The 19,797-nt window shown below is 73.3% G+C and carries 24 protein-coding genes; 8 read left to right on the forward strand and 16 right to left on the reverse strand.

The window, feature by feature from the left end; genetic code table 11:
* Positions 1-25 precede the first annotated feature (25 nt).
* From VIB11_RS03940 to VIB11_RS03970, 7 genes are read right to left on the reverse strand one after another with little or no spacing between them, the layout of a single operon-like run.
* Positions 26-433, reverse strand: coding sequence for a DUF2752 domain-containing protein (locus VIB11_RS03940; RefSeq protein WP_332028562.1), 408 nt, complete (start codon positions 431-433; stop codon positions 26-28).
* Between the two features lie 33 nt (positions 434-466).
* Positions 467-715, reverse strand: coding sequence for an HGxxPAAW family protein (locus tag VIB11_RS03945; RefSeq protein ID WP_332028564.1), 249 nt, complete (start codon positions 713-715; stop codon positions 467-469).
* A 58-nt stretch (positions 716-773) separates the two neighbouring features.
* Positions 774-1,376: a Trp biosynthesis-associated membrane protein gene (locus VIB11_RS03950; protein WP_332028566.1), complete on the reverse strand. Its 603-nt coding sequence runs from the start codon at positions 1,374-1,376 to the stop codon at positions 774-776.
* Positions 1,373-2,926: an anthranilate synthase component I gene (locus VIB11_RS03955; protein WP_414695750.1), complete on the reverse strand. Its 1,554-nt coding sequence runs from the start codon at positions 2,924-2,926 to the stop codon at positions 1,373-1,375. The genes VIB11_RS03950 and VIB11_RS03955 overlap by 4 nt, the downstream gene beginning before the upstream one ends.
* Entirely contained in the window at positions 2,919-3,335 is a 417-nt protein-coding gene (gene hisI, locus VIB11_RS03960) for a phosphoribosyl-AMP cyclohydrolase (RefSeq protein WP_332028570.1), read from the reverse strand. The genes VIB11_RS03955 and hisI overlap by 8 nt, the downstream gene beginning before the upstream one ends.
* Before the next feature lie 21 nt (positions 3,336-3,356).
* Positions 3,357-5,138, reverse strand: a complete 1,782-nt coding sequence (locus VIB11_RS03965; RefSeq protein WP_332028572.1) for an ABC transporter ATP-binding protein — start codon at positions 5,136-5,138, stop codon at positions 3,357-3,359.
* On the reverse strand, positions 5,135-6,961 hold the full coding sequence (locus tag VIB11_RS03970; protein ID WP_332028574.1) for an ABC transporter ATP-binding protein: 1,827 nt from the start codon (positions 6,959-6,961) through the stop codon (positions 5,135-5,137). The genes VIB11_RS03965 and VIB11_RS03970 overlap by 4 nt, the downstream gene beginning before the upstream one ends.
* Positions 6,962-7,036: 75 nt before the next feature.
* On the opposite strand from VIB11_RS03970, the gene VIB11_RS03975 reads away from it, so the two are divergent.
* Both VIB11_RS03975 and VIB11_RS03980 read left to right on the forward strand, forming a co-directional pair.
* The gene (locus VIB11_RS03975) at positions 7,037-7,678 is read left to right on the forward strand and encodes a TIGR03085 family metal-binding protein (RefSeq protein ID WP_332028576.1); all 642 of its coding nucleotides are present in this window, start codon (positions 7,037-7,039) and stop codon (positions 7,676-7,678) included.
* A gap of 76 nt (positions 7,679-7,754) precedes the next feature.
* A complete protein-coding gene (locus VIB11_RS03980; RefSeq protein ID WP_332028578.1) occupies positions 7,755-8,051 on the forward strand; it encodes a DUF1905 domain-containing protein in 297 nt (98 codons plus the stop codon).
* A 42-nt stretch (positions 8,052-8,093) separates the two neighbouring features.
* On the opposite strand, the gene hisF is transcribed toward VIB11_RS03980, so the two are convergent.
* Positions 8,094-8,867: an imidazole glycerol phosphate synthase subunit HisF gene (gene hisF, locus VIB11_RS03985; protein ID WP_332028580.1), complete on the reverse strand. Its 774-nt coding sequence runs from the start codon at positions 8,865-8,867 to the stop codon at positions 8,094-8,096.
* 115 nt (positions 8,868-8,982) lie between these two features.
* Here hisF and VIB11_RS03990 point away from each other — a divergent pair, with 115 nt between their 5' ends.
* Positions 8,983-9,471 carry a hypothetical protein gene (locus VIB11_RS03990; RefSeq protein WP_332028582.1) on the forward strand — a complete coding sequence of 163 codons (489 nt, stop codon included), beginning with the start codon at positions 8,983-8,985 and terminating at the stop codon, positions 9,469-9,471.
* A 141-nt stretch (positions 9,472-9,612) separates the two neighbouring features.
* Positions 9,613-10,386, forward strand: coding sequence for an alpha/beta hydrolase (locus VIB11_RS03995; protein WP_332028584.1), 774 nt, complete (start codon positions 9,613-9,615; stop codon positions 10,384-10,386).
* A gap of 30 nt (positions 10,387-10,416) precedes the next feature.
* Here VIB11_RS03995 and VIB11_RS04000 read toward each other — a convergent pair whose 3' ends face one another.
* The gene (locus tag VIB11_RS04000; RefSeq protein ID WP_332028586.1) at positions 10,417-10,851 is read right to left on the reverse strand and encodes an SRPBCC family protein; all 435 of its coding nucleotides are present in this window, start codon (positions 10,849-10,851) and stop codon (positions 10,417-10,419) included.
* A gap of 82 nt (positions 10,852-10,933) precedes the next feature.
* On the opposite strand from VIB11_RS04000, the gene VIB11_RS04005 reads away from it, so the two are divergent.
* The 4 genes from VIB11_RS04005 (at position 10,934) to VIB11_RS04020 (ending at position 14,953) form a co-directional block, all read left to right on the forward strand.
* A complete protein-coding gene (locus VIB11_RS04005; RefSeq protein WP_332028588.1) occupies positions 10,934-11,917 on the forward strand; it encodes a hypothetical protein in 984 nt (327 codons plus the stop codon).
* Positions 11,918-11,991: 74 nt separating this feature from the next.
* Positions 11,992-12,567, forward strand: coding sequence for a DUF5655 domain-containing protein (locus tag VIB11_RS04010; RefSeq protein WP_332028590.1), 576 nt, complete (start codon positions 11,992-11,994; stop codon positions 12,565-12,567).
* Positions 12,568-12,578: 11 nt separating this feature from the next.
* Positions 12,579-13,751: an FUSC family protein gene (locus VIB11_RS04015; RefSeq protein ID WP_332028592.1), complete on the forward strand. Its 1,173-nt coding sequence runs from the start codon at positions 12,579-12,581 to the stop codon at positions 13,749-13,751.
* Between the two features lie 5 nt (positions 13,752-13,756).
* The gene (locus VIB11_RS04020) at positions 13,757-14,953 is read left to right on the forward strand and encodes an MFS transporter (RefSeq protein WP_332028594.1); all 1,197 of its coding nucleotides are present in this window, start codon (positions 13,757-13,759) and stop codon (positions 14,951-14,953) included.
* 17 nt (positions 14,954-14,970) lie between these two features.
* Here the strand turns inward: VIB11_RS04020 and VIB11_RS04025 are convergent, their stop codons facing one another.
* From VIB11_RS04025 to VIB11_RS04055, 7 genes are read right to left on the reverse strand one after another with little or no spacing between them, the layout of a single operon-like run.
* Positions 14,971-15,465 (reverse strand): PH domain-containing protein, encoded by a 495-nt coding sequence (locus VIB11_RS04025; protein ID WP_332028596.1) that lies wholly within the window; start codon positions 15,463-15,465, stop codon positions 14,971-14,973.
* 1 nt (position 15,466) lies between these two features.
* On the reverse strand, positions 15,467-16,312 hold the full coding sequence (gene hisG / locus VIB11_RS04030) for an ATP phosphoribosyltransferase (RefSeq protein WP_332028598.1): 846 nt from the start codon (positions 16,310-16,312) through the stop codon (positions 15,467-15,469).
* Between the two features lie 22 nt (positions 16,313-16,334).
* Entirely contained in the window at positions 16,335-16,598 is a 264-nt protein-coding gene (locus VIB11_RS04035) for a phosphoribosyl-ATP diphosphatase (protein WP_332028600.1), read from the reverse strand.
* Positions 16,595-17,080 (reverse strand): 6,7-dimethyl-8-ribityllumazine synthase, encoded by a 486-nt coding sequence (gene ribH / locus VIB11_RS04040; protein WP_332028601.1) that lies wholly within the window; start codon positions 17,078-17,080, stop codon positions 16,595-16,597. Before ribH ends, VIB11_RS04035 begins: the two co-directional genes overlap by 4 nt.
* Positions 17,077-18,303: a bifunctional 3,4-dihydroxy-2-butanone-4-phosphate synthase/GTP cyclohydrolase II gene (locus tag VIB11_RS04045; RefSeq protein WP_332028603.1), complete on the reverse strand. Its 1,227-nt coding sequence runs from the start codon at positions 18,301-18,303 to the stop codon at positions 17,077-17,079. The genes ribH and VIB11_RS04045 overlap by 4 nt, the downstream gene beginning before the upstream one ends.
* Positions 18,300-19,004 (reverse strand): nicotinamide mononucleotide transporter family protein, encoded by a 705-nt coding sequence (locus tag VIB11_RS04050; RefSeq protein ID WP_332028605.1) that lies wholly within the window; start codon positions 19,002-19,004, stop codon positions 18,300-18,302. The genes VIB11_RS04045 and VIB11_RS04050 overlap by 4 nt, the downstream gene beginning before the upstream one ends.
* Positions 19,001-19,621 (reverse strand): riboflavin synthase, encoded by a 621-nt coding sequence (locus VIB11_RS04055; RefSeq protein ID WP_332028607.1) that lies wholly within the window; start codon positions 19,619-19,621, stop codon positions 19,001-19,003. The genes VIB11_RS04050 and VIB11_RS04055 overlap by 4 nt, the downstream gene beginning before the upstream one ends.
* Positions 19,622-19,797: the final 176 nt, after the last annotated feature.

A 19,797-nucleotide genomic window follows, 5' to 3' on the forward strand; every position in this document is an offset into this window, starting at 1 on the left:
AACCGGGGGACCCGGGACCACGCCGTCAGGGTCGCAGTCCGGACAACCCGGGCACCAGGCGCAGCGCCCCGAAGGCCAGGAGCCCGACGAACCACAGGTTCAGCGCCCTCGGCAGGTGTCGCCGCCCGGCCCAGTCACGGCCGCGGGCCGTCGACCCGGCCCACCAGACGAAGGCGACGGCGGCGACCAGCGCCGTGAGCACGGCATACAGGTTGGAGCCGGCCGCGTCGGTGAACCGGCCGTGGAGCAGGTCGTTGGTGGCCCGCAGGCCGCCACAGGCCGGGCACGGCACCCCGGTGACCAGGAGGAACGGGCAGAACCCCCAGGACCCACTGGCGTGCGGGTCGCGCAGGACCAGGGCGGTGCCGAGCGCGGCCCCCGCCAGGCCGACCAGGGCGGGGGCCCGCAGCCTGGCTGCCAGTGGTGCAGTCATCAGCCGACCTGGGCTGCGGTGGCCCGCTGGGCGTCAGCGGACGCCGGAGGTCTTCTCCGACTGCTGGGGCTTGGGTACGTCCTTGGCGCCGTACCCGGCCATGCCGAGGACCTTGCCGGCGACGGCGCCGACGAGGCACACGGCGATGCCGACCCAGAACAGGAAGGGGCGGGCGAGGACCACGGCCAGCGCGGCCACGGCAGACCCGACGAGGATGATGGTCACGCCACTCCAGGCGGCGACGCTGTGGCCGTGGTCTTCGTGGTGCTCGTGCTCTGCCATGGTGACGGCTACTCCTGTGCGGCGGTGGGGCGTTCGACGTGCGTCGGTGCTCATTGTGTCAGGTGGTGCGGCCGTCGTCGCGAACGGTCGGGTCCTCGCCTGCGTCGAGGCGGTCCCAGTCGCTGGCGACCCGCTGGCCGCGCGGCCCGGCGCTGTCGGCGCCCGGCGTCTCGTAGCGGGCTCCGAGCCCCCGCCAGCTGCGCGAGCCCACCCAGCCGCCGACGCCGGCGACGAGCAGCGGGACGACGGCGGCCAGGGCGATCCACGGCCACGCCGTGACCGTGGCGTTGGTCTCGATCGTGCCGGTGCGGCCGGTGCTCGCGGCCGCCACCGACCCCAGCACCCCGGAGGGGTCGAGCAGCACCCGGGCGGCGAAGAACGCCTCGGCCGCGGCCGCGAGCAGCAGGACGACGAGGGTGACCCGGCGCACGACCGGGCCGGAGGTGGTGGTGGCGATGGCGGCGGCTGCGGCGGCCAGGGCCAGGGCGATGACGCCGGAGGCGACCTGCGTGCCGGTGCCGCTGACCCGGCTCGCGCCGAGCACGGCGTCGTCGACGGTGCCCGTCACCCACACGCGCGAACCGCTGGCCAGCAGGATGCCGGCACCGAGCAGGGCCAGCAGGACGACGCCGGCCTTGGACGTGGGGCGCAGCCGCGTCACCGGACGGTCCTCAGCGCGGTGGCGGCCGCGACCGCCCGCAGCGCCGCGGCCGCCTTGTTGACGGTCTCCTCGAACTCCGTCGCCGGAACCGAGTCGGCGACGATCCCGGCGCCGGCCTGGACGTGGGCGACACCGTCCTTGACCACCGCCGTGCGGATCGCGATCGCCATGTCGAGGTCGCCGTGGAAGTCCAGGTAGCCCACCACGCCGCCGTAGATGCCTCGCCGGCTCGGCTCGTAGTGCTCGATCAGGCTGAGCGCCCGCGGCTTGGGGGCACCGCTGAGGGTCCCGGCGGGGAAGGTCGCCGCCAGCACGTCGTACGCGGTGCGGCCCTCGCTGATGTCGCCGATGACCGTCGACTCGAGGTGGGTCACGTGGCTGTAGCGGCGCACGTTCATGAACTCCACGACGTCCACGGTGCCCGCACGACACACCCGCTGGAGGTCGTTGCGGCCGAGGTCCACGAGCATGACGTGCTCCGAGCGCTCCTTCGGGTCGGCCAGCAGGTCCTCGGCGAGGGCGAGGTCCTCCTCGGGGGTCCTGCCGCGCGGCCGGGAGCCGGCGATCGGGTGGGTGATCGCGCGGCGGCCCGTCACCTTCACGAGCGCCTCCGGCGACGAGCCCACGACGTCGTATGCCGTGCCGTCCGGCGCCGGGAGCCGGAAGAGGTACATGTACGGGCTGGGGTTGGACGAGCGCAGCACCCGGTAGACGTCGAGGGCGTCCGCGGGGCAGGGGGCCGAGAACCGCTGGGACAGCACGACCTGGAACACCTCGCCGGCCCGGATGTCCTCCTTGGCCTCCTCGACCATGCGCTCGAAGTCGTCCTGGGTGAGGTTGCTGGTGACGTGGCGCAGGGCGTCCGCCTGCTGCTCGGCGTCGATGACCGCGACGGTGCTCTCCGCCGGCTCGGCGAGGTCGGCCGTCATCCGGTCGAGCCGCGCGACGGCGTCGGACCACGCCAGCTCGACCCGCTCGTCGGTCGCGTCGTAGTTGACGGCGTTGGCGACCAGCAGCAGCGAGCCGTCGGCGTGGTCGAGCACGGCGAGGTCCGTGGCCAGCATCATCGCGATCTCGGGGATGCCCAGGACGTCCGGGTTCTCCTCGGGCACCCGCTCCCAGCGGCGGACCGCGTCGTAGCCGATGGCGCCCACCATGCCGCCGGTGAGCGGGGGCAGGCCCTCGATGGGATCGGTCGCGAGGGCCGCGACCGTGTCGCGGAGCGCCTCGACGGGGTTTCCGCCCGTGGGGACGCCGACCGGCGGCTCGCCCACCCAGACCGCCTCTCCGCCGTGCTCGGTCAGCGTCGCACGGCAGGCCGCCCCCACGATGGAGTACCGCGACCAGACGCCGCCGTGCTCGGCCGACTCCAGGAGGAAGGTGCCCGGCGCGTCCTTCGCGAGCTTGCGGTAGACCCCGACCGGGGTCTCCGCGTCGGCCATCAGGCGGCGCACCACCGGGATGACGCGGCGGTCCTTGGCGAGCACCTCGAAGACCTCGAGGGAGGGCCAGGTGGTGCCGAAGGAGAGGTCGGGGCCCAGGTCAGCCACGGACACCCCCAGCGGCAGCGGCGCCGCCTGCGGCCGCGGCGCCCCCGCCGGGGTGCGCGCCGAGGTCGCGGCCGTCGAAGCAGGTTCGGGCGCCCGTGTGGCAGGCGGCCCCCACCTGGTCGACCTGCACGAGCAGGGCGTCGCCGTCGCAGTCGAGGGACACCGATCGCACGTGCTGCACGTGACCGGAGGTGTCGCCCTTGCGCCAGTACTGGCCGCGGCTGCGCGACCAGAACGTCACCCGACCCTCCGTGAGCGTGCGCCTCAGGGCCTCGTCGTCCATCCAGCCCAGCATGAGCACCTCACGGGTGTCGTGCTGCTGGACGATGGCGGCCACCAGGCCGTTGCCGTCGCGCGTGAGCCGCCCGGCGATGACCGGGTCGAGGGCAGGTGTGGCGTCGGGTGTCACCGGTTCATTCTGCCGTGCTGCCTAGTGGCCCTGCTGGGCGGCCCACGAGGCGTGCAGCGCGGCATACACACCGCCGCGGGCGACGAGGTCGCGGTGCGGCCCGCGCTCGACGACCCGGCCCTGGTCCACCACGACCACCTCGTCCGCGGCCTCCGCCGTCGAGAGCCGATGGGCGATGGCGATCGAGGTGCGGCCCCGCGTCAGCCCCTCCAGGGCACGCTGCAACCGCACCTCGGTGGCCGGGTCGACCGCCGACGTGGCCTCGTCGAGGACCAGCAGGTCGGGGTCGGCGAGGTAGGCCCGGGCGAGGGCGACGAGCTGGCGCTCCCCCGCCGACAATGACTCGCCGCGCTGGCCGACCTCGGTCTGCAGCCCCCGCGGCAGACCGGCCAGCCAGGCGTCGAGGCCGAGCTCGGTCAGCGCCAGCCGGACGTCGGCGTCGGTGGCGTCAGGGCGGCCGAAGCGGACGTTCTCGAGCAGCGTCGCGTCGAAGAGGAAGCCCTCCTGCGGCACGAGCACCACCCGGTCGCGCAGCGAGGAGAAGCGCACCCGGCGCAGGTCCACCCCGTCGACGCGCACGACCCCCTCGGTCGGGTCCATGAGCCGGGTCAGCAGCTTGGCCAGCGTCGACTTCCCCGAGCCGGTCTCGCCGACGATGGCCACGCGGGAGCGCGGCGCGATGCCCAGGTTGACGTCGTGGAGGACCGCGACACCTCCCGGGTAGGCGAAGGACACGTCCTCGAAGTCCACGGTGATCGGCCCACGGGGCAGCACCTCGCCCTCCTCGCCCGGGTCGGCCACGTCCGCGGGGGTGTCGATGACCCCGATGACCCGCCGCCACCCGGCGACGGCGTTCTGGAGCTCGTTCAGCACCTCGGTGGCCTGCATGACCGGCTGCGTGAAGAGGTTGACCAGGAAGAGGAAGGCGAGCAGCTGGCCGAGGGTCAGGGCGTCGTGGGTGGCGAGCACGGTGCCGACCACCAGCACGACGGCCAGCGTCAGCCCGGCGACGAGCTGCCCGGCGGAGAAGGCCACCACCGCACGGATCTGCGCACCGATCGCCGCCGTGCGGTGGGCCTCCACGGCCGCGTCGATGCGGGCGGCGGTGCGGTCCTCGACGCCGTAGGCGCGGATCGTGGCGGCACCGACGACCGACTCGGAGATCGCCGCGAGCATGTCGCCGACCCGCTCGCGCACCTGCGTGTAGGCCCGCCCGACCACCCGCTGGAAGCGCCGGGTCATCAGCAGCAGCGGCAGGAAGCAGAGCCAGACCACCGCGGTCAGCGGCGGGCTGTACACCAGCATGATCGCGGTCGCGATGACGATCTGGCCCAGGCTCAGGATGAGCATGAGGCCGCCGAACTGCACGAACATCGAGATGGTGTCGACGTCGGAGGTGACCCGGGAGACCATCGACCCGCGCCGCTCGGTGTTCTGGGTGAGCATCGACAGGTCGTGGATGTGCCGGAACGCCTTGAGCCGCAGGGTCGCCAGCCCCGTCTCGGAGGCGCGGAAGAGGCGCACGTTCACGGCATACGCGGTCACGGCGGTGAGCACGACGGCCACGGCCGCCAGCGCGACGTAGCGCCAGACCAGCGCGGTGTCGGGGCCGCCCTCGGCGAGCAGCCCGTTGTCCGTCACCTGCTGCACCGCCAACGGCACCACGACCCGCCCGGCCGTGGTGACGGCCGCGAGGGCCAGGGTCACCCAGATCCCCTGGCGGATCTCCGGGGACAGCTCGAGACCGCGGCGCAGGGTCGCGACGGTGCCCAACCGGGAGGTCGACTCGATGGCGGTGCTCACCTGCTCACCTCCTCCTCGGCGGCGACCGCGGCCCGCTCCGCGGCCTCCCGGGCGTAGGCGGTGACGAGCCGCTCGTAGCCCTCGCACCGCGCGACGAGCTCGGCGTGGGTGCCGTGGTCGACGACCCGGCCGCGCTCGAGGTAGATGACGTCGTCGGCCAGGACGATCGTGGACATCCGGTACGCCACCACGAGGACGGTGGTCCCGGCGGCCGTGCGGCGCAGGGCAGTCAGGATCGACTGCTCGACGGACGGGTCGACGGCGCTGGTGGCATCGTCGAGCACCAGCAGCTGGGGGCGCCGGATCACCGCGCGGGCCAGCGCGACCCGCTGGCGCTGACCGCCGGAGAGGCTGGCGCCACGCTCCCCCACGCGCGTGTCCAGACCGTGGTCGAGGGCCCGCACGAAGCCGGTGGCCTGGGCGACCTCGAGGGCGTGCCAGACCTCGTCGTCGGTGAAGTCGGCCCCGAGGGTGACGTTCCCCCGCACCGTGTCGTCGAACATGAACGTCTGCTGCGGGACCAGCACCCCGACGGACGGGACCCCGCCGCGCGTGACCTCGCGGACGTCGACCTCGTCGATCGTGACCGAGCCGCGGTGCGGGTCGACGAGGCGGAGGGTGAGGTTCGTCAGGGTGGACTTGCCGGACCCGGTGGGCCCGACGAGCGCGGTCGTCGAGCCGGCCGGGACCTCCACGGTGACCCCGTGGATGGCCTGGTGCCGGGAGATCCGGCCCTGCTCGTCGACGACGTCGTAGAGGTAGTCGACCCCGCTGAGGTGGGCAGCCGAGGCTCCCGTGGGCGGGATGTCCCGCTCGCCGTAGGCCATCTCGCCACGGGCCCTGAGGACGGCGTCGACCCGATCCCACCCGACGACCGTGCGGGGCAGCTCGCCGAGCACCCAGCCGAGGGCGCGCACCGGGAAGGCGAGGATCGAGATGAGGTAGGCGATCTGCACGACCTCGGCCGGGGTGAGGTCACCGCTGGCCACCTGGGCGGTGCCGACCGCGAGGACGGCGAGCGTGCCGAGCGTGGGGATCGCCTCGATCAGGGGGTCGAACATGCCCCTCGTGCGGCCGACCTCGATGTTGGCGGTCTGCAGGCGGCGCGTGACCACCTCGAACCGTTCGGTCTCCTCTGCCTCGCGCCCCATCGCCTTCACGACGAGGGCGGCGTCGAAGCTCTCGTGCGCCACCTCGGAGACGTCCGCGCGCAGCTGCTGCGCGAGGGTGACCCGCGGGGACATGCGCCGCTGGAACACGAGGTTGGCGAGGAACAGGGCGGGGAAGACGGTCAGGCCGATGGCCGCCATGACGGCGTCGACCAGGAACATCTGCACGATGCCCGCCACGAGCATGATGACCACCCCGATCGCCATGGGCAGCGGGGCGAAGACGTTCCAGGTCGCCTCGACGTCGGCGTTGGCGTTCGAGAGCAGCTGGCCCGAGGGGTGACGGTGGTGCCACGAGAGCGGCAGGCGCAGGTACTGGCGGGTGACCTGGCGCCGGAAGTCGGCGCCGACGTTGTACATCGTGAAGCCGGCCGCCACGCGTCGCAGGACGACCCCGACCATGTTGAGCAGCACCACGCCCGCGACCCAGCCGCCTGTGGCCACCAGCTGGGCGGTCGTGGCGTGGCCCGCCTCGACCGCGGGCGCCACGTAGTCACGCGTGACCTTGCCGATCGCCCAGGCCGTGCCGACCGTCATCACGCCGTAGAGCGCGCTGCCCGCGACGGCCAGGGCGAACCACCTCGGCTGGCGGCGCACTCCGATGCCGATGATGGTGAGGCTCCGCCGCAGGGTGGGCGCAGCGCCAACGGACACAGGCGTCTCCAGAGGTGAGGCAGGGCACAGGGGGGAGGACTCCAAGCCTCTCACGCGGCAGGCATGATGGCGCACATGGCCCATCACGCCCAGGACGAGCGCGCCTCCCTCTGCGACACCTTCGACGCTGTCGGTCCCGACGCCCCCACGCTCTGCGACCCGTGGACCACCGCCGACCTCGCCGCGCACCTCGTCATCCGCGAGCGCAGACCCGACCTCGCCGCCGGGATCTGGGTGCCCGGGCTGGCCGGCCGTACCGAGAGGGCGCAGCGCGAGTACGCCGCGATGCCATGGGCCGAGCTCGTCGACCTGGTGCGCTCCGGCCCGCCCGTGTGGGCCCCGCAGCGGCTTCGTCCACTGGACGAGGCCGCCAACCTGATCGAGTTCTACATCCACCACGAGGACGTCCTGCGCGCCGAGGCGGTCGGCCCGCAGCGCGCGGTCGGCGCGGACCTCGAGGCCGCGCTGTGGGGTCGGCTCACCCGGCTGGGCAAGGTGCTCTTCCGACGGGCCCGCACCGGTGTCGTGCTCCTGGCTCCGGACCACGGGCGGTGTGCCGCGCACGGCGACACCGGCCTCGGCACCGTCATCCTCCAGGGACCACCGTCGGAGCTGATGCTCGCCGCGTACGGGCGCGCGCGGGTCGCGGCCCTCGAGCCGCAGGGCAGCCCGGAGGCCGTCGACGCGCTGATGGCGAGCCGGTTGGGGTTCACCTGACGCGGACCTGCCCGGGTTCACCTGACGCGGACCTGCTCGGGCGCCGCCTGTCGGGTGCCGCGCCTAGCATGCCGACATGACCGAGACCTGTCGGTTCTCGGCCGCACTGTGGCGCTGGCAGGCCCAGAGCGGCTGGTTCTTCGTCACCCTGTCGGAGGACGCCTCAGCGCTGGTCGGGGAGCGACCGCGGCCACCGCGCGGCTTCGGCTCCGTCCGCGTGCGGGCGACCGTCGGCGAGACGTCCTGGACCACCTCGGTGTTCCCCGACACCGAGAGCGGGCGCTACGTCCTGCCCGTCAAGAAGGCCGTGCGCACCGCGGAGGACCTCGACGAGGGCGACTCGGTCGACCTCACCCTGGAGCTGCTCGAGTGAGCCCCCGCTCGGGACACCCGCGCGAGCGCGCCCGGGAGCGTCTCAGCGCACGGGGATGCCGTCGGCCCGCAGGGCGTCCTTGACCTGACCGATGGTGAGCTCGCCGAAGTGGAAGACGCTGGCGGCGAGGACGGCGTCGGCGCCGGCGTGCACGGCAGGGGCAAAGTGCTCGACCGCCCCGGCACCACCACTGGCGATGATCGGGATCTGCACCTCGCGGCGGACCTCGCGGATCAGCTCCAGGTCGAAGCCGTCCTTGGTGCCGTCGGCGTCCATGGAGTTCAGCAGGATCTCCCCCGCGCCCAGCCCGGCCGTCCGGGTGCACCACTCCACCGCGTCGACGCCGGTGCCCGTGCGCCCGCCGTGGGTGGTGACCTCGAAACCGCCCGTGGCAGAGCCTGACTCGTCGCGCCGGCGGCGCACGTCGGCCGACAGCACCAGCACCTGCGAGCCGAACCGCGCGGCGATCTCGGCGATGAGCTCCGGCCGGGCGATGGCGGCCGTGTTGACCCCGACCTTGTCGGCACCGGCGCGCAGCAGGCGGTCGACGTCCTCGACCGTGCGCACGCCGCCGCCGACCGTCAGCGGGATGAACACCTGCTCGGCGGTGCGGCGCACCACGTCGTACGTCGTCTCGCGGTTGCCACTGCTGGCGGTGACATCGAGGAAGGTGAGCTCGTCGGCACCCTGCCGGTCATAGGCCTTGGCCAGCTCGACGGGGTCGCCGGCGTCGCGGAGGTTCTGGAACCGCACGCCCTTGACGACTCGGCCGGCGTCGACGTCGAGGCAGGGGATGACACGGGTGGCGACGCTCACCCGCGAAGCCTAACCGTCTAGGCTCACGGCCATGTCGGGCGACCAGAGGGCGGACCGGGTCGCTGCGGTGGTGGCCCACGTGGATGCGAGCGAGCCACGTTGCGGGACAACGCGTTTGGTTGCCATCGACGGCCCGAGCGGCGCGGGGAAGACCACACTGGCACGCGACGTCGCCGCCGAGCTGGCGGCGCCGACCATCCACATGGACGACCTCTACCCCGGCTGGGACGGCCTGCGTGCCGCTGTCGGGCTCGCCGAGAAGTGGGTGGTCGGGCCCCTGTGTGCCGGGCGCCCGGCGAGGTACCGACGATGGGACTGGGCGGCGAGCGCGTTCGCCGGGTGGGTGCAGCTCCCCGCATCGGACGTCGTGGTCCTCGAGGGTTGCGGCTCGGGGGCGCTCCCGGTCGGCCGGGCCGCGTCGACCCTGGTCTGGGTCGACGCCGAGGCGGCGGTGAGGCGCGCTCGCGGGCTGGCCCGCGACGCGGCATACGAGCCGTTCTGGGCTCGCTGGGCGGCACAGGAGCGTGAGCTGTATGCCGCGGACCGGACCGCCGAACGCGCGCACCTTCGCTTCGACACCACGGCGGACGGGCTGACCCCCTGACGCCGGTGCCGGCCCGTCCGGCCCACGGTGGGGCCCGCCCGATCTCGTCCTTGTGCATCTGTCAGCGACAACGTCGCCGCGGCTAGCATCCGCAACGTGGGCCACATAGGCCGCCCCGAGCCCACGCCACTGTCCACAGGCGTGACGGTTCCTGTGCTGTCACAGGGGGACCCCGCCGGCCCGGCGCTCCTCCTCGTGCACGCCTGGTGCGAGTCCGCGGGCGTCTTCGACCGGCTCGTCCCCCGGCTGCCGCCCTGGCTGCAGGTCATCGGGTTCGACCAGCGCGGGCACGGGCGGGCCACGAGGCCGGAGCGGGGCTTCCGGCTCGCCGACTTCGCAGCCGACGTGGTGGCCCTGCTCGACGCCCTCAACGTGGCGGACGCCGTTCTGCTCGGGTCGTCGAGCGGCGGCTACGTCGCCCAGGAGGTGTGCCGCACCCACCCCGAACGGGTGCGGGGCCTCGTGCTGGTCGGGGCGCCACGCGACCTCCGCCGCAGGCCGGCCTTCGCCGACGAGGTCGAGGCGCTGACCGACCCCCTCGACCCGGCGTGGGTGCGGGCGTCGCTGTCCTGGTTCCCGCTGTTCGCCTCCGTGCCGGAGTGGTACCTCGAGGCCCGCCTCCACGACGCCCTCGAGACCCCGGCCGTGGTGTGGAGAGAGACGCTCAAGGGGCTCATGGCCGCCCGGCCCCCGGCGGTGGACACTCGCCTGCGCGGCCCGGGACTCGTCATCTGGGGCGAACGGGACGACCTGCTCTCGCGCGAGGACGAGGAGGCCCTGACCGCGGCGATCGACGGAGGGGAGCTCCTCGTGTACCCCCGGACCGGCCACCTCGTGCTGTGGGAGCAGCCTGAGCAGGTGGCGGGCGACGCCGTGCGCTTCGTCGAGACCGTGCACAGGCAGCGGACCCGGTAGCCCCCAGCGCAGATCTGGTGATCGGGCCGATCAGGCCTCGAGCACCGACTTGAGCCGCTCGAGGTCCTTGGTGTTCGCCCGGCGGATGGCGGCGGCCATCGCGGGCCCGGTCACCTTGGAGAACCCCGAGGGCACGCCGCGGTTGCGCAGTGACATGCGCGTCCCTCCGGCGACGTCCTCCCACTGGTACGTCGTCTCCATCGGGAACGGCCCCTGCTGGGTGCTCATGACGAAGCGCACACCGGGGACGTGCTCACGCACCGTGTAGGTGTAGGCGATGCGGCGGCCGAGGAACTGGGCCACGAAGGCGATCTGGGATCCCACCGCGAGCGGCGGCGGGGTGACCCACTCGACGGTGCGGATGTTGACGTACCAGGCGGTGGCGTTGTCGGGGTCGGCCGCGAACGACGCGACGACCTCACGCGGCCGCCTGATGTCGATGGAGGTCTGGACGTCCACGGGCACACGCCCAGCCTAGGCACTGCTGAGGGAGCCCAGGCACTGCTGACGGGGGGAGTCGGCGACCGGGGCTGCCAGAATCGGGGGAATGAGGTCCCGGGCACTGCGTGTCCTTCTCTCCAGCGACGAGCCGTCGGTCCGTTGGAAGGCGCGCGTGCGCGTTCTCGGGGAGGACCCCGGGTCCCTCGCGATCCGGCGCCTGCAGGGCCAGGTGCGCCGCAGCGAGCGCGTGCGCCTCCTGCTCTCCGGGCACCAGGAGACCCGTCCGTCGGTCTACGCGAAGTGGGTGGGTGCGCACTGGGTGCTCGCCGCCCTGGCGGACCTCGGCTACCCCGCCGGTGACCCGGACCTCGCCCCGCTCCGCGACGAGGTGTTGGGGGCCTGGCTGCACCCGAGGTACTTCCGGGAGCACCCCTCTGCACGGCAGCGGGACCAGGCGGTCCCGGTGCTGCAGGGCAGGGCACGCCGCTGTGCGTCACAACAGGGGTCGGCGCTGCTGTCGATCGTGCGGCTCGGACTCGACGACGGCAGGGGCGCCCAGCTGGTGGAGCGGCTGGTCCACTGGCAGTGGCCCGACGGGGGCTGGAACTGCGACGTCCGGCCGAACGCAGCGTCCTCCTCGGTGCACGAGACGCTGCTCCCCTTGCGAGGGCTGGCGGCGTACGCGCGTTCCCACGACGACGCGTCGGCGAGGGACGCGGCGGCACGGGCTGCCGACGTGCTCCTGTGCCGGCGGCTGGTCTTCGGGCGATCCGACGGCCGCCTCATCGACCGGAACTGGGCCCGCCTGCACTACCCGCCGTACTGGCACTACGACGTCCTCGCGGGCCTCAAGGGCCTGGGCGAGGCCGGCCTGGTGGGTGACCCACGCTGCGAGACCGCCCTCGACCTCCTGCAGGGCATGGAGCTGCCCGAGGGCGGCTGGCCCGCCCACGACCGGTACTACGCGACAGACGCCTCGGCGCGGTACCACCGGGACCACGTCGACTGGGGTGGCTCCGGCACGCGGCGGGTGAACGAGTGGGTGACCGCCGATGTGCTGGCCGTCCTCGCGGCAGCAGGTCGCCTCTGAGCCCGTCGCGCCGATCTGCGGACGCGCGACCGGTGACCCGGGTGATCGGCGCGCAGTCCGGCAATAATCGGCCCATGGAACCGGCAGACATGATGGCCGCCGTGACCGCCTCCCTGAAGGAGCGCACGGGCCGCAGCCTCGAGGAGTGGGTCGAGGAGGTGCACCGTGCCGGGCTCGACCCGCTGGACCAGAAGGCCGTCCGGAGCTGGCTCAGGGAGGTCCACGGCGTCCCGCAGAACTCCCAGTGGGCGATCGCCGACGCCGCGGCCCGCAGCGCGGGGTGGGTGCGCCCCGACCCGGACGCCTACACCGACGCCCTGTATGCCGGGCCGAAGGCACACCTGCGCCCCGTGCACGACGCGATCATCGCCCTGGCCGAAGGCCTGGGAGAGGACACCCGGCACGAGGGCCGTGGCACGTACATCCCGGTGATCCGCAGGACCCAGTTCGTCGCCGTCGCACCCGGCCCGCGCGACACCGTCCGGGTGGGCTTCCGCTTCCGCGGTGAGGTGCCGGACGACGAGCGGCTCTCCCCCGCCCGCGGCTTCGCCCAGGCCAGCCACTGGCTGCACCTTCCCGCCGATGCCGATGAGGACGACCTCCGCTCGCTCGAGCCGCTCCTCGAGGCCGCCTACGAGCAGAACGGCTGAGCAGCAGCCCCGTGGACCGCCCCCTCACCAGCGGCTCGGCACTCGCGCCCAGGGCCGCACGGCGCTCACGCGCGGAGGCACTCCGCCGCCTCCATCGGCTGCGCCAGCGCGCGTTCTTCATCCTGCAGTGCGGGCTCGGTGCCGGCGCGGCGTGGTGGATCGCCAACGACCTGCTCCACCACTACCAGCCGTTCTTCGCGCCCGTGACAGCCATGATCTGCCTCGGCATGTCCTACGGCCAACGGCTGCGCCGGGTCGCCGACGTCATGCTGGGCGTCGCGGTCGGTGTCCTCGTCGGGGACGTGTTCATCCACTACTTCGGCTCCGGGGTGTGGCAGATCGTGCTGGTGGCCGTCATCGCCATGAGCATGGCCACCCTGCTGGGGGCGGGCATGCTCCTCATCACCCAGGCGGGGCTCCAGGCAGTCATCGTCACCACGCTCGTGGCACAGCCGGGGCAGGCCTTCTCCCGCTGGGTCGACGCGCTGATCGGAGGCAGCCTCGCCCTGGTGCTCACGCTGGTCGCACCGGTGGCCCCCGTCCGGCGCCCGCGGCAGCAGGCCGCGCAGGTCGTGCACGAGCTCTCGGAGCTGCTGTCGGACACCGTCACCGCCCTGCGCGAGGGCGACTCCGACCTCGCCTCCCGCACGCTCGCGCGGGCCCGTGCCTCCGAGTCCATGCTGAGCGAGCTGCGCAGTGCCTCCGACGAGGGGATGGCGGTCGTGCGGCTCTCCCCCATCCGCCGGCGCCACCTGCCCTCGGTCCAGGTGATCGCCGACCTCCTCGAGCCGCTCGACCGGGCGATCCGCAACCTGCGGGTGCTGGTCCGCCGGGCGGCGGTGGCGACGTGGCGCGGGGAGCCGGTGCCCGCGGCATACGTGGCCCTGCTCGCCAGCCTCGCCGAGGTGACCGAGGAGATCGCCGCCGAGCTGCGGGAGCGGCGCCTGCCCACCGCCTCACGTCGCGGGCTGTCGGCGGTCGCCGAGGTCAGCGCCGTCATCGACCCGGCCGCCGGGCTGTCCAGCGAGGTGCTGCGCGCCCAGATCCGCTCGATGGTCGTCGACCTGCTCATGCTCACCGGCCTGCCCTACGAGGAGGCGCGCGAGTACATGCCGGAGCCGATGGGCGCCGACGACCTCACGGGGCCCCCGGACGCCGACTCGCCCGAGGCTGAGGAAGACTGACGCGGGTGACCTCAGCGCACCGCCACCTGCCTCCGCTGTGGGTGATGACCCTCGGCCTCGTGGCGGTCGCTGCGAACCTCCGCACCGTGATGGCGAGCGTGCCGCCACTCGTGGAGACCATCGCCGCAGACCTCGGGCTGTCGAGCGCCGCCATGGGGGCCCTCACCACCCTCCCCGTCCTGTGCATGGGCGTCTTCGCGCCGGCGGCACAGAAGGTCGCCGCCAGGATCGGGGCCCCGGGGGCCGTGGAGATCGCCGCAGCGTGTCTCGCCGTCGGCACCGGCCTGCGCTACTTCGGCGACCTGGTGTGGCCGCTGTATGCCGGTACGTTCGCCGCCGGGGTCGGCATCGCCGTGGGCGGGACCCTGCTCCCCGGGCTGGTCAAGGAGCTGTTCCCGCCGCAGCGCTCCGGGCTGGTCACCGGCCTGTACATGTTCGCGATGATGGGCGGTGCCACGGCCTCGTCCGCGCTGTCGGTGCCGCTCATGGGCTGGCTGGGCAGCTGGCAGGGCTCTCTCGCCTCATGGGCGCTGCTGGGCGTCGTCGGCCTGACCGCGTGGTTCCCCGTCGCCCGCGGCGCCGAGCGCCACCGCGCGGCGACGGCTGCGCGTCATGACCTCGAGCACCGCCTCCCCTGGCGGCACGCCACCGCCTGGCTGGTCGCCGCGTACCTCGCCACCCAGTCGTGGCAGTTCTACTCGTCACTCGCCTGGCTGGCCCCGACCTTCGTCGCCGAGGGCTGGGACCCCACGCACGCCGGCTACCTGCTGTCGGTCTTCTCCTTCGCCCAGCTGGTCTCCGGCCTGCTGGGACCTGCCCTGAGCGACCGCGTCCACGACCACCGGCGGCTCCTGCTGCTGGCCGCCCTGTGCGGGCTCGTGGGGCAGCTCGGCCTCTGGCTGGGCCCCACGGCGGCGCCGTGGCTCTGGGCGGTCGTCCTCGGGCTCGGCCAGGGAGCCGCGTTCGCGCTCGCGCTGGTACTGATCGTCGACTACAGCGCGACCCCGTCCGGCAGCGGCCGACTGGCCGGGATGGCGTTCTTCGTCAGCTACTCGATCGCCTCGCTCGGCCCGACCACCATGGGGGCCCTGCGCGACGCCACCGGTGGCTTCACGGCGGTGTGGATGTCGCTCGCCCTGCTGATGCTGCTCCAGATCGCCCTCGCCTGGCGGCTGCGGCCCGGCTTGCGCCGCGTCGCCTGAGCCACCCGGCCGCCCTCTCAGTCGGGCTGGACGTCGGGGCTCGTCGCCGAGGGCCCCAGCGCCTGGATCAGCGCCGCGAGCCGGCTGGCCTCGGCGCGCCCGAACGCGCCATCCGCCTTCTGCACGGCCATGACAGCCACCGTGTCGGTGTCGTCGAGCTCGATCGTCACCCACGGGTCGCCACCGCCGAACCTCAGGTCGACCACGCTCTGCCACGACACCGTGCGGGTGGTGAACAGGTTGCGGATCGTCAGGGTGTCCCGCGTGGGCGTGGCCCGGATCGTCGCGTAGCGCCACAGCAGGGCCGCGATCGACAGGCCGACGCCGGCGAAGAACAGCCGGTCCCCGACACGCCACTGCCCCCCGGCGCCCAGGCCCGGCAGGAGCACCGCGATGACTCCGAACAGCAGGACGGACAGCACCGCGAACACCGCCGAGACGGCGCGGCCGCGGCGGGGCCGGAAGGTGGCGAAGGCTGCCTGGCCGTCCCGGCCAGGGTGCGCTGTCGACACGTCAGAGCCGGCAGGCCGCGATGTCGGTGACGAGGATGGCGCGGGCCCCCAGGTCGTAGAGCTGGTCCATGATCGCGTTGGTGCCGTGGCGCGGGACCATGGCGCGCACGGCGAACCAGTCCTTGTTCTGCAGCGGCGAGACCGTCGGTGACTCCAGCCCGGGAGTGATCGCACAGGCCTCGTCGACCAGCGACGCCGGTACGTCGTAGTCGAGCATGACGTAGTGGCGGGCGGTGATGACGCCAGTGAGCCGGCGGCGCAGCACGTCGACGGCGGCGGTCTCGTGGCTGCCCTCGCGCCGGATGAGGACGGCCTCGCTGCGCAGGATGGGCTCCCCGAACACCTCGAGCCCCTGGCTGCGCAGGGTGGCCCCCGTCTCCACGACGTCGGCGATGACATCGGCCACGCCCAGGGTGATCGCGGTCTCGACCGCCCCGTCGAGGCGCACGACCTGGGCCGAGATGCCCTGGTCGGCGAGGTGCTTCTCCACGAGGCCGGCGTAGCTCGTCGCCACCCGGTGGCCCACGATCTCGGCGACGGACGAGCACTGTCCCGGCCTCGCGGCATACCGGAACGTCGACGCGCCGAAGCCGAGAGGCATGACCTCGATCGCCGCGCTCCCCGAGTCGAGGAGCAGGTCGCGGCCGGTGATCCCGCAGTCGATGGTGCCGGAGCCGACGTAGACGGCGATGTCGCGCGGTCGCAGGTAGAAGAACTCGACCTCGTTGTCCTGGTCGACGAGGACGAGCTCCTTGGAGTCGCGGCGGACGCGGTAGCCGGCCTCGCGCAGCATCTCGGCGGACGACTCGGCCAGGGAGCCCTTGTTGGGCACGGCAATTCGCAGCATGTGGGGGTTCCTGTGGGTGGGTCTACAGGTGGGCGTAGACGTCGTCGAGCGTGATGTCGCAGGCCTTCATGAGGACCTGCAGGTGGTAGAGCAGCTGGCTGATCTCCTCGGCGGCGCGGTCCTTGCCCTCGTGCTCCGCAGCCATCCAGACCTCGGCCGCCTCCTCGACGATCTTCTTCCCGATGGCATGGACACCGGCGTCCACGGCAGCGACGGTGCCGGACCCATCGGGTCGGGTGGCCACCTTCTCCGTCAGCTCGGCGTACAGGTCATCGAACGTCTTCACGGGACAAGGGTACGGGGCGCGTGCTCCCGCAGGGTCACGGCGGTGGCGACCGCCGCCATCGCGGCCTCGTGGCCCTTGTCCTCCGACGAGCCAGCCAGCCCGGCGCGGTCGAGGGCCTGCGCGTCGTCGTCGCACGTGAGCACGCCGAAGCCGATCGGCACCCCGGTGCGGGTGCTCACGTCCGTCAGGCCGTGGGTCACGCCTGAGCAGACGTACTCGAAATGCGGTGTCCCGCCACGGATCACGACGCCCAACGCCACCAGTGCGTCGTATGCCGGTGCGAGGCGCGCGCAGGCGACGCTCAGCTCCACCGTGCCCGGCACGCGCACCAGCGGGGCACTCTCGACGCCGGACTCGGCCAGCGCCCGCTGCGCCCCGGCGATGAGGCCGTCCATGACCTGCGTGTGCCACGAGGCCGCGACGACGGCGACGCGCAGGCCGGCTCCGTCGGCGGTGACGACCGGCGCCCCCTCGCCGCTCACGCGCTGGCCCCGGAGTCGGTCGCGCCGAGCATGAGGCTGTGGCCCAGGCGGTCGCGCTTGGTCCGCAGGTACGCCTCGTTGGTGGCGAGCGGGGCGATGCTGATCCGTTCGACCGCCGCCACCTCGACCCCGTGCCCGCGCAGGGCGTCGACCTTCATCGGGTTGTTCGTCAGCAGGCGCACCGCCTCGATGCCGAGGTCGGTGAGGATCGCCGCGCCGGCGGCATACTCACGGGCGTCGATGGGCAGCCCGAGCTCGACCTGGGCGTCGACCGTGTCGAAGCCCTGGTCCTGCAGCTCGTAGGCAGCCAGCTTGGCCAGCAGTCCCACGCCCCGGCCCTCGTGGCCGCGGAGGTAGACGACGACGCCGCCCTCCGCCGCGACCCGCTCGAGGGCACGGTGCAGCTGGGGGCCGCAGTCGCAGCGCTGCGAGCCGAGGACGTCTCCGGTGAGGCACTCCGAGTGGAGGCGTGCCAGCGGCGCCCGCCCGCCCATGCCGCGGGGGCTGACGAGTGCGAGGTGCTCGTCGCCGGTGACGAGGTCGCGGTACCCGGTCACGGCGAAGGTGCCGTGCTCGGTCGGCAGGCTGGTCTCGGCGAGCCGCTCGACACGGTCGTGACGCTGGCGCCAGGCCACGAGCGAGGCGATCGTGAGCACCGGCAGGTCGTGCTCGGCCCCGGTCTCGAGCACCTCTGGCAACCGCATCATCGTGCCGTCGTCGTTGACGAGCTCGGCGATCGCGGCGACCGGGGCCAGGCCGGCCAGGCGGCACAGGTCGACCGCGGCCTCGGTGTGGCCGGGGCGCACCAGCACGCCGCCGTCCTTGGCCCGCAGCGGCACCACGTGCCCGGGCCGGATGAGGCTGTCCGGCGTCGCGGCCGGGTCGGCGAGGGTGCGCACGGTGTGGGCACGGTCCGCGGCGGAGATGCCCGTCGTGACGCCGTCCGCCGCGTCGACGGTGACCGTGTAGGCGGTGCGCAGCGGGTCGCGGTTGTCGGCCACCATGAGGGGCAGGCCGAGCCGGTCGGCGGTGGCCTCCGGCACCGGAGCGCAGACGTACCCGGAGGAGTGCCGGACGGCCCAGGCCATCCACTCCTCGCTCAGCGACTCCCCCGCGAGGACGACGTCGCCCTCGTTCTCGCGGTTCGCGTCGTCCGTCACGAGCACGGGCCGGCCGGCACGCAGCGCGGCCAGCGCCTCCTCGACCGTCGCCAGGCGGCTCACGCCCTCGCCGCCTCGAGCTCGTGGTCGGGCCGACGCTCGACCCGCGAGGCCCGCACCCAGACGAAGAAGCCGTAGACCACCAGCCCGCCGTACACCACGAACAGGATCGCGGTCGGGTAGTACCCGGAGTGCCACAGCAACGGGACGCCGACGAGGTCGACGGCGATCCAGGCGAGCCAGAACTCGTTCCACCCGCGCGCCATCATGTAGGTCGCGAGCATCGACCCGACGAAGATCCAGGCGTCGCACCAGTAGTACCACCGGGGCGCCGGCCACACGGCGCCGATCTCGGCGAACACCGCCTGCAGGACCAGCACCCCCGCCACCGCGACGAGCAGGTATGCCGCGCGCTCGCGGGCCGTTGCCCAGCGCGGCGTGATCGCGTGGCCGGCCGCGTCGCCGTGCGCCTTCTTGTGCTCGCTCCAGCGCCACCAGCCGTACAGGCTGGTGATGATGAAGAACACCTGGCGACCGGCCTGCCCGAACAGCGGCTGCTGGGCCTGCGCGTCGAAGGTGGCCGCGATGAACACGGTGAAGAGCAGGACGTTGCCGACGATGCCCACCGGCCAGGCCCACACGCGACGCCGCAGGCCGCCGATGGCGGAGGCGAAGCCGAAACCGTTGCCGACGATCTCGCGCCACGCGATCTCGTGGCCGGCGATCGTGAGGTGGGCCTCGTAGAGCCACTGGAGCACGTTCATGCGGGGTCCTTCGCGGGGTGCGTGGTCGTGGTGGTGGTGAGCAGGCGCTCGACGTACTTGGCCAGGACGTCGACCTCGAGGTTGACGGGGTCACCGACGCCCTTGTGCCCCAGAGTGGTCAGGTCCAGCGTGGTGGGGATGAGGGAGACGGTGAAGCTGGAGTCGTCGACGGCGGCCACGGTCAGGCTGACGCCGTCGACGGTGATGGAGCCCTTCTCGACGACATAGCGCGACAGGTCCTCCGGCAGGCTGAACCGCACGAGCTCCCAGCGGTCGCCGGGCGTCCGGTCGAGGACCTGCGCGGTGCCGTCGACATGGCCCTGCACGACGTGCCCGCCGAAGCGGCCCCCGGAGGCCATCGCGCGCTCGAGGTTGACGCGGGCACCGGGCCGGAGCGCGCCGAGGCTCGAGCGGCGCAGGGTCTCGGCCATCACGTCGACGGTGAACTCCCCGTCGCCGTGGCTGACCACCGTCAGGCAGACTCCGTTGACCGCGATGGACGCACCCCGGGTCGCGTCACCCGTGACGAGGGGGCCACGGACCGTCAGCCGGGCGGAGTCCTCCCCGCCCTCGATGGCGGCGACCTCGCCCAGCTCCTCGACGATGCCGGTGAACATCAGCGCTCCTCGCTGTCGGTGTCGGGCCGGCCCCTCAGGGCGGCCGTGATGCGCACGTCCTCGCCGAGCACCGTGATGTCGCTGGGGTGCAGGCGCAGGGCGTCGGCCATCGTGGTGATCCCGATGTCGGTCATCGCCTGCCTGCCACGGCCCAGGAAGACGGGAGCCACGTAGGC

This window comes from Pedococcus sp., assembly GCF_036554925.1.
Taxonomy (GTDB): domain Bacteria; phylum Actinomycetota; class Actinomycetes; order Actinomycetales; family Dermatophilaceae; genus Pedococcus_A.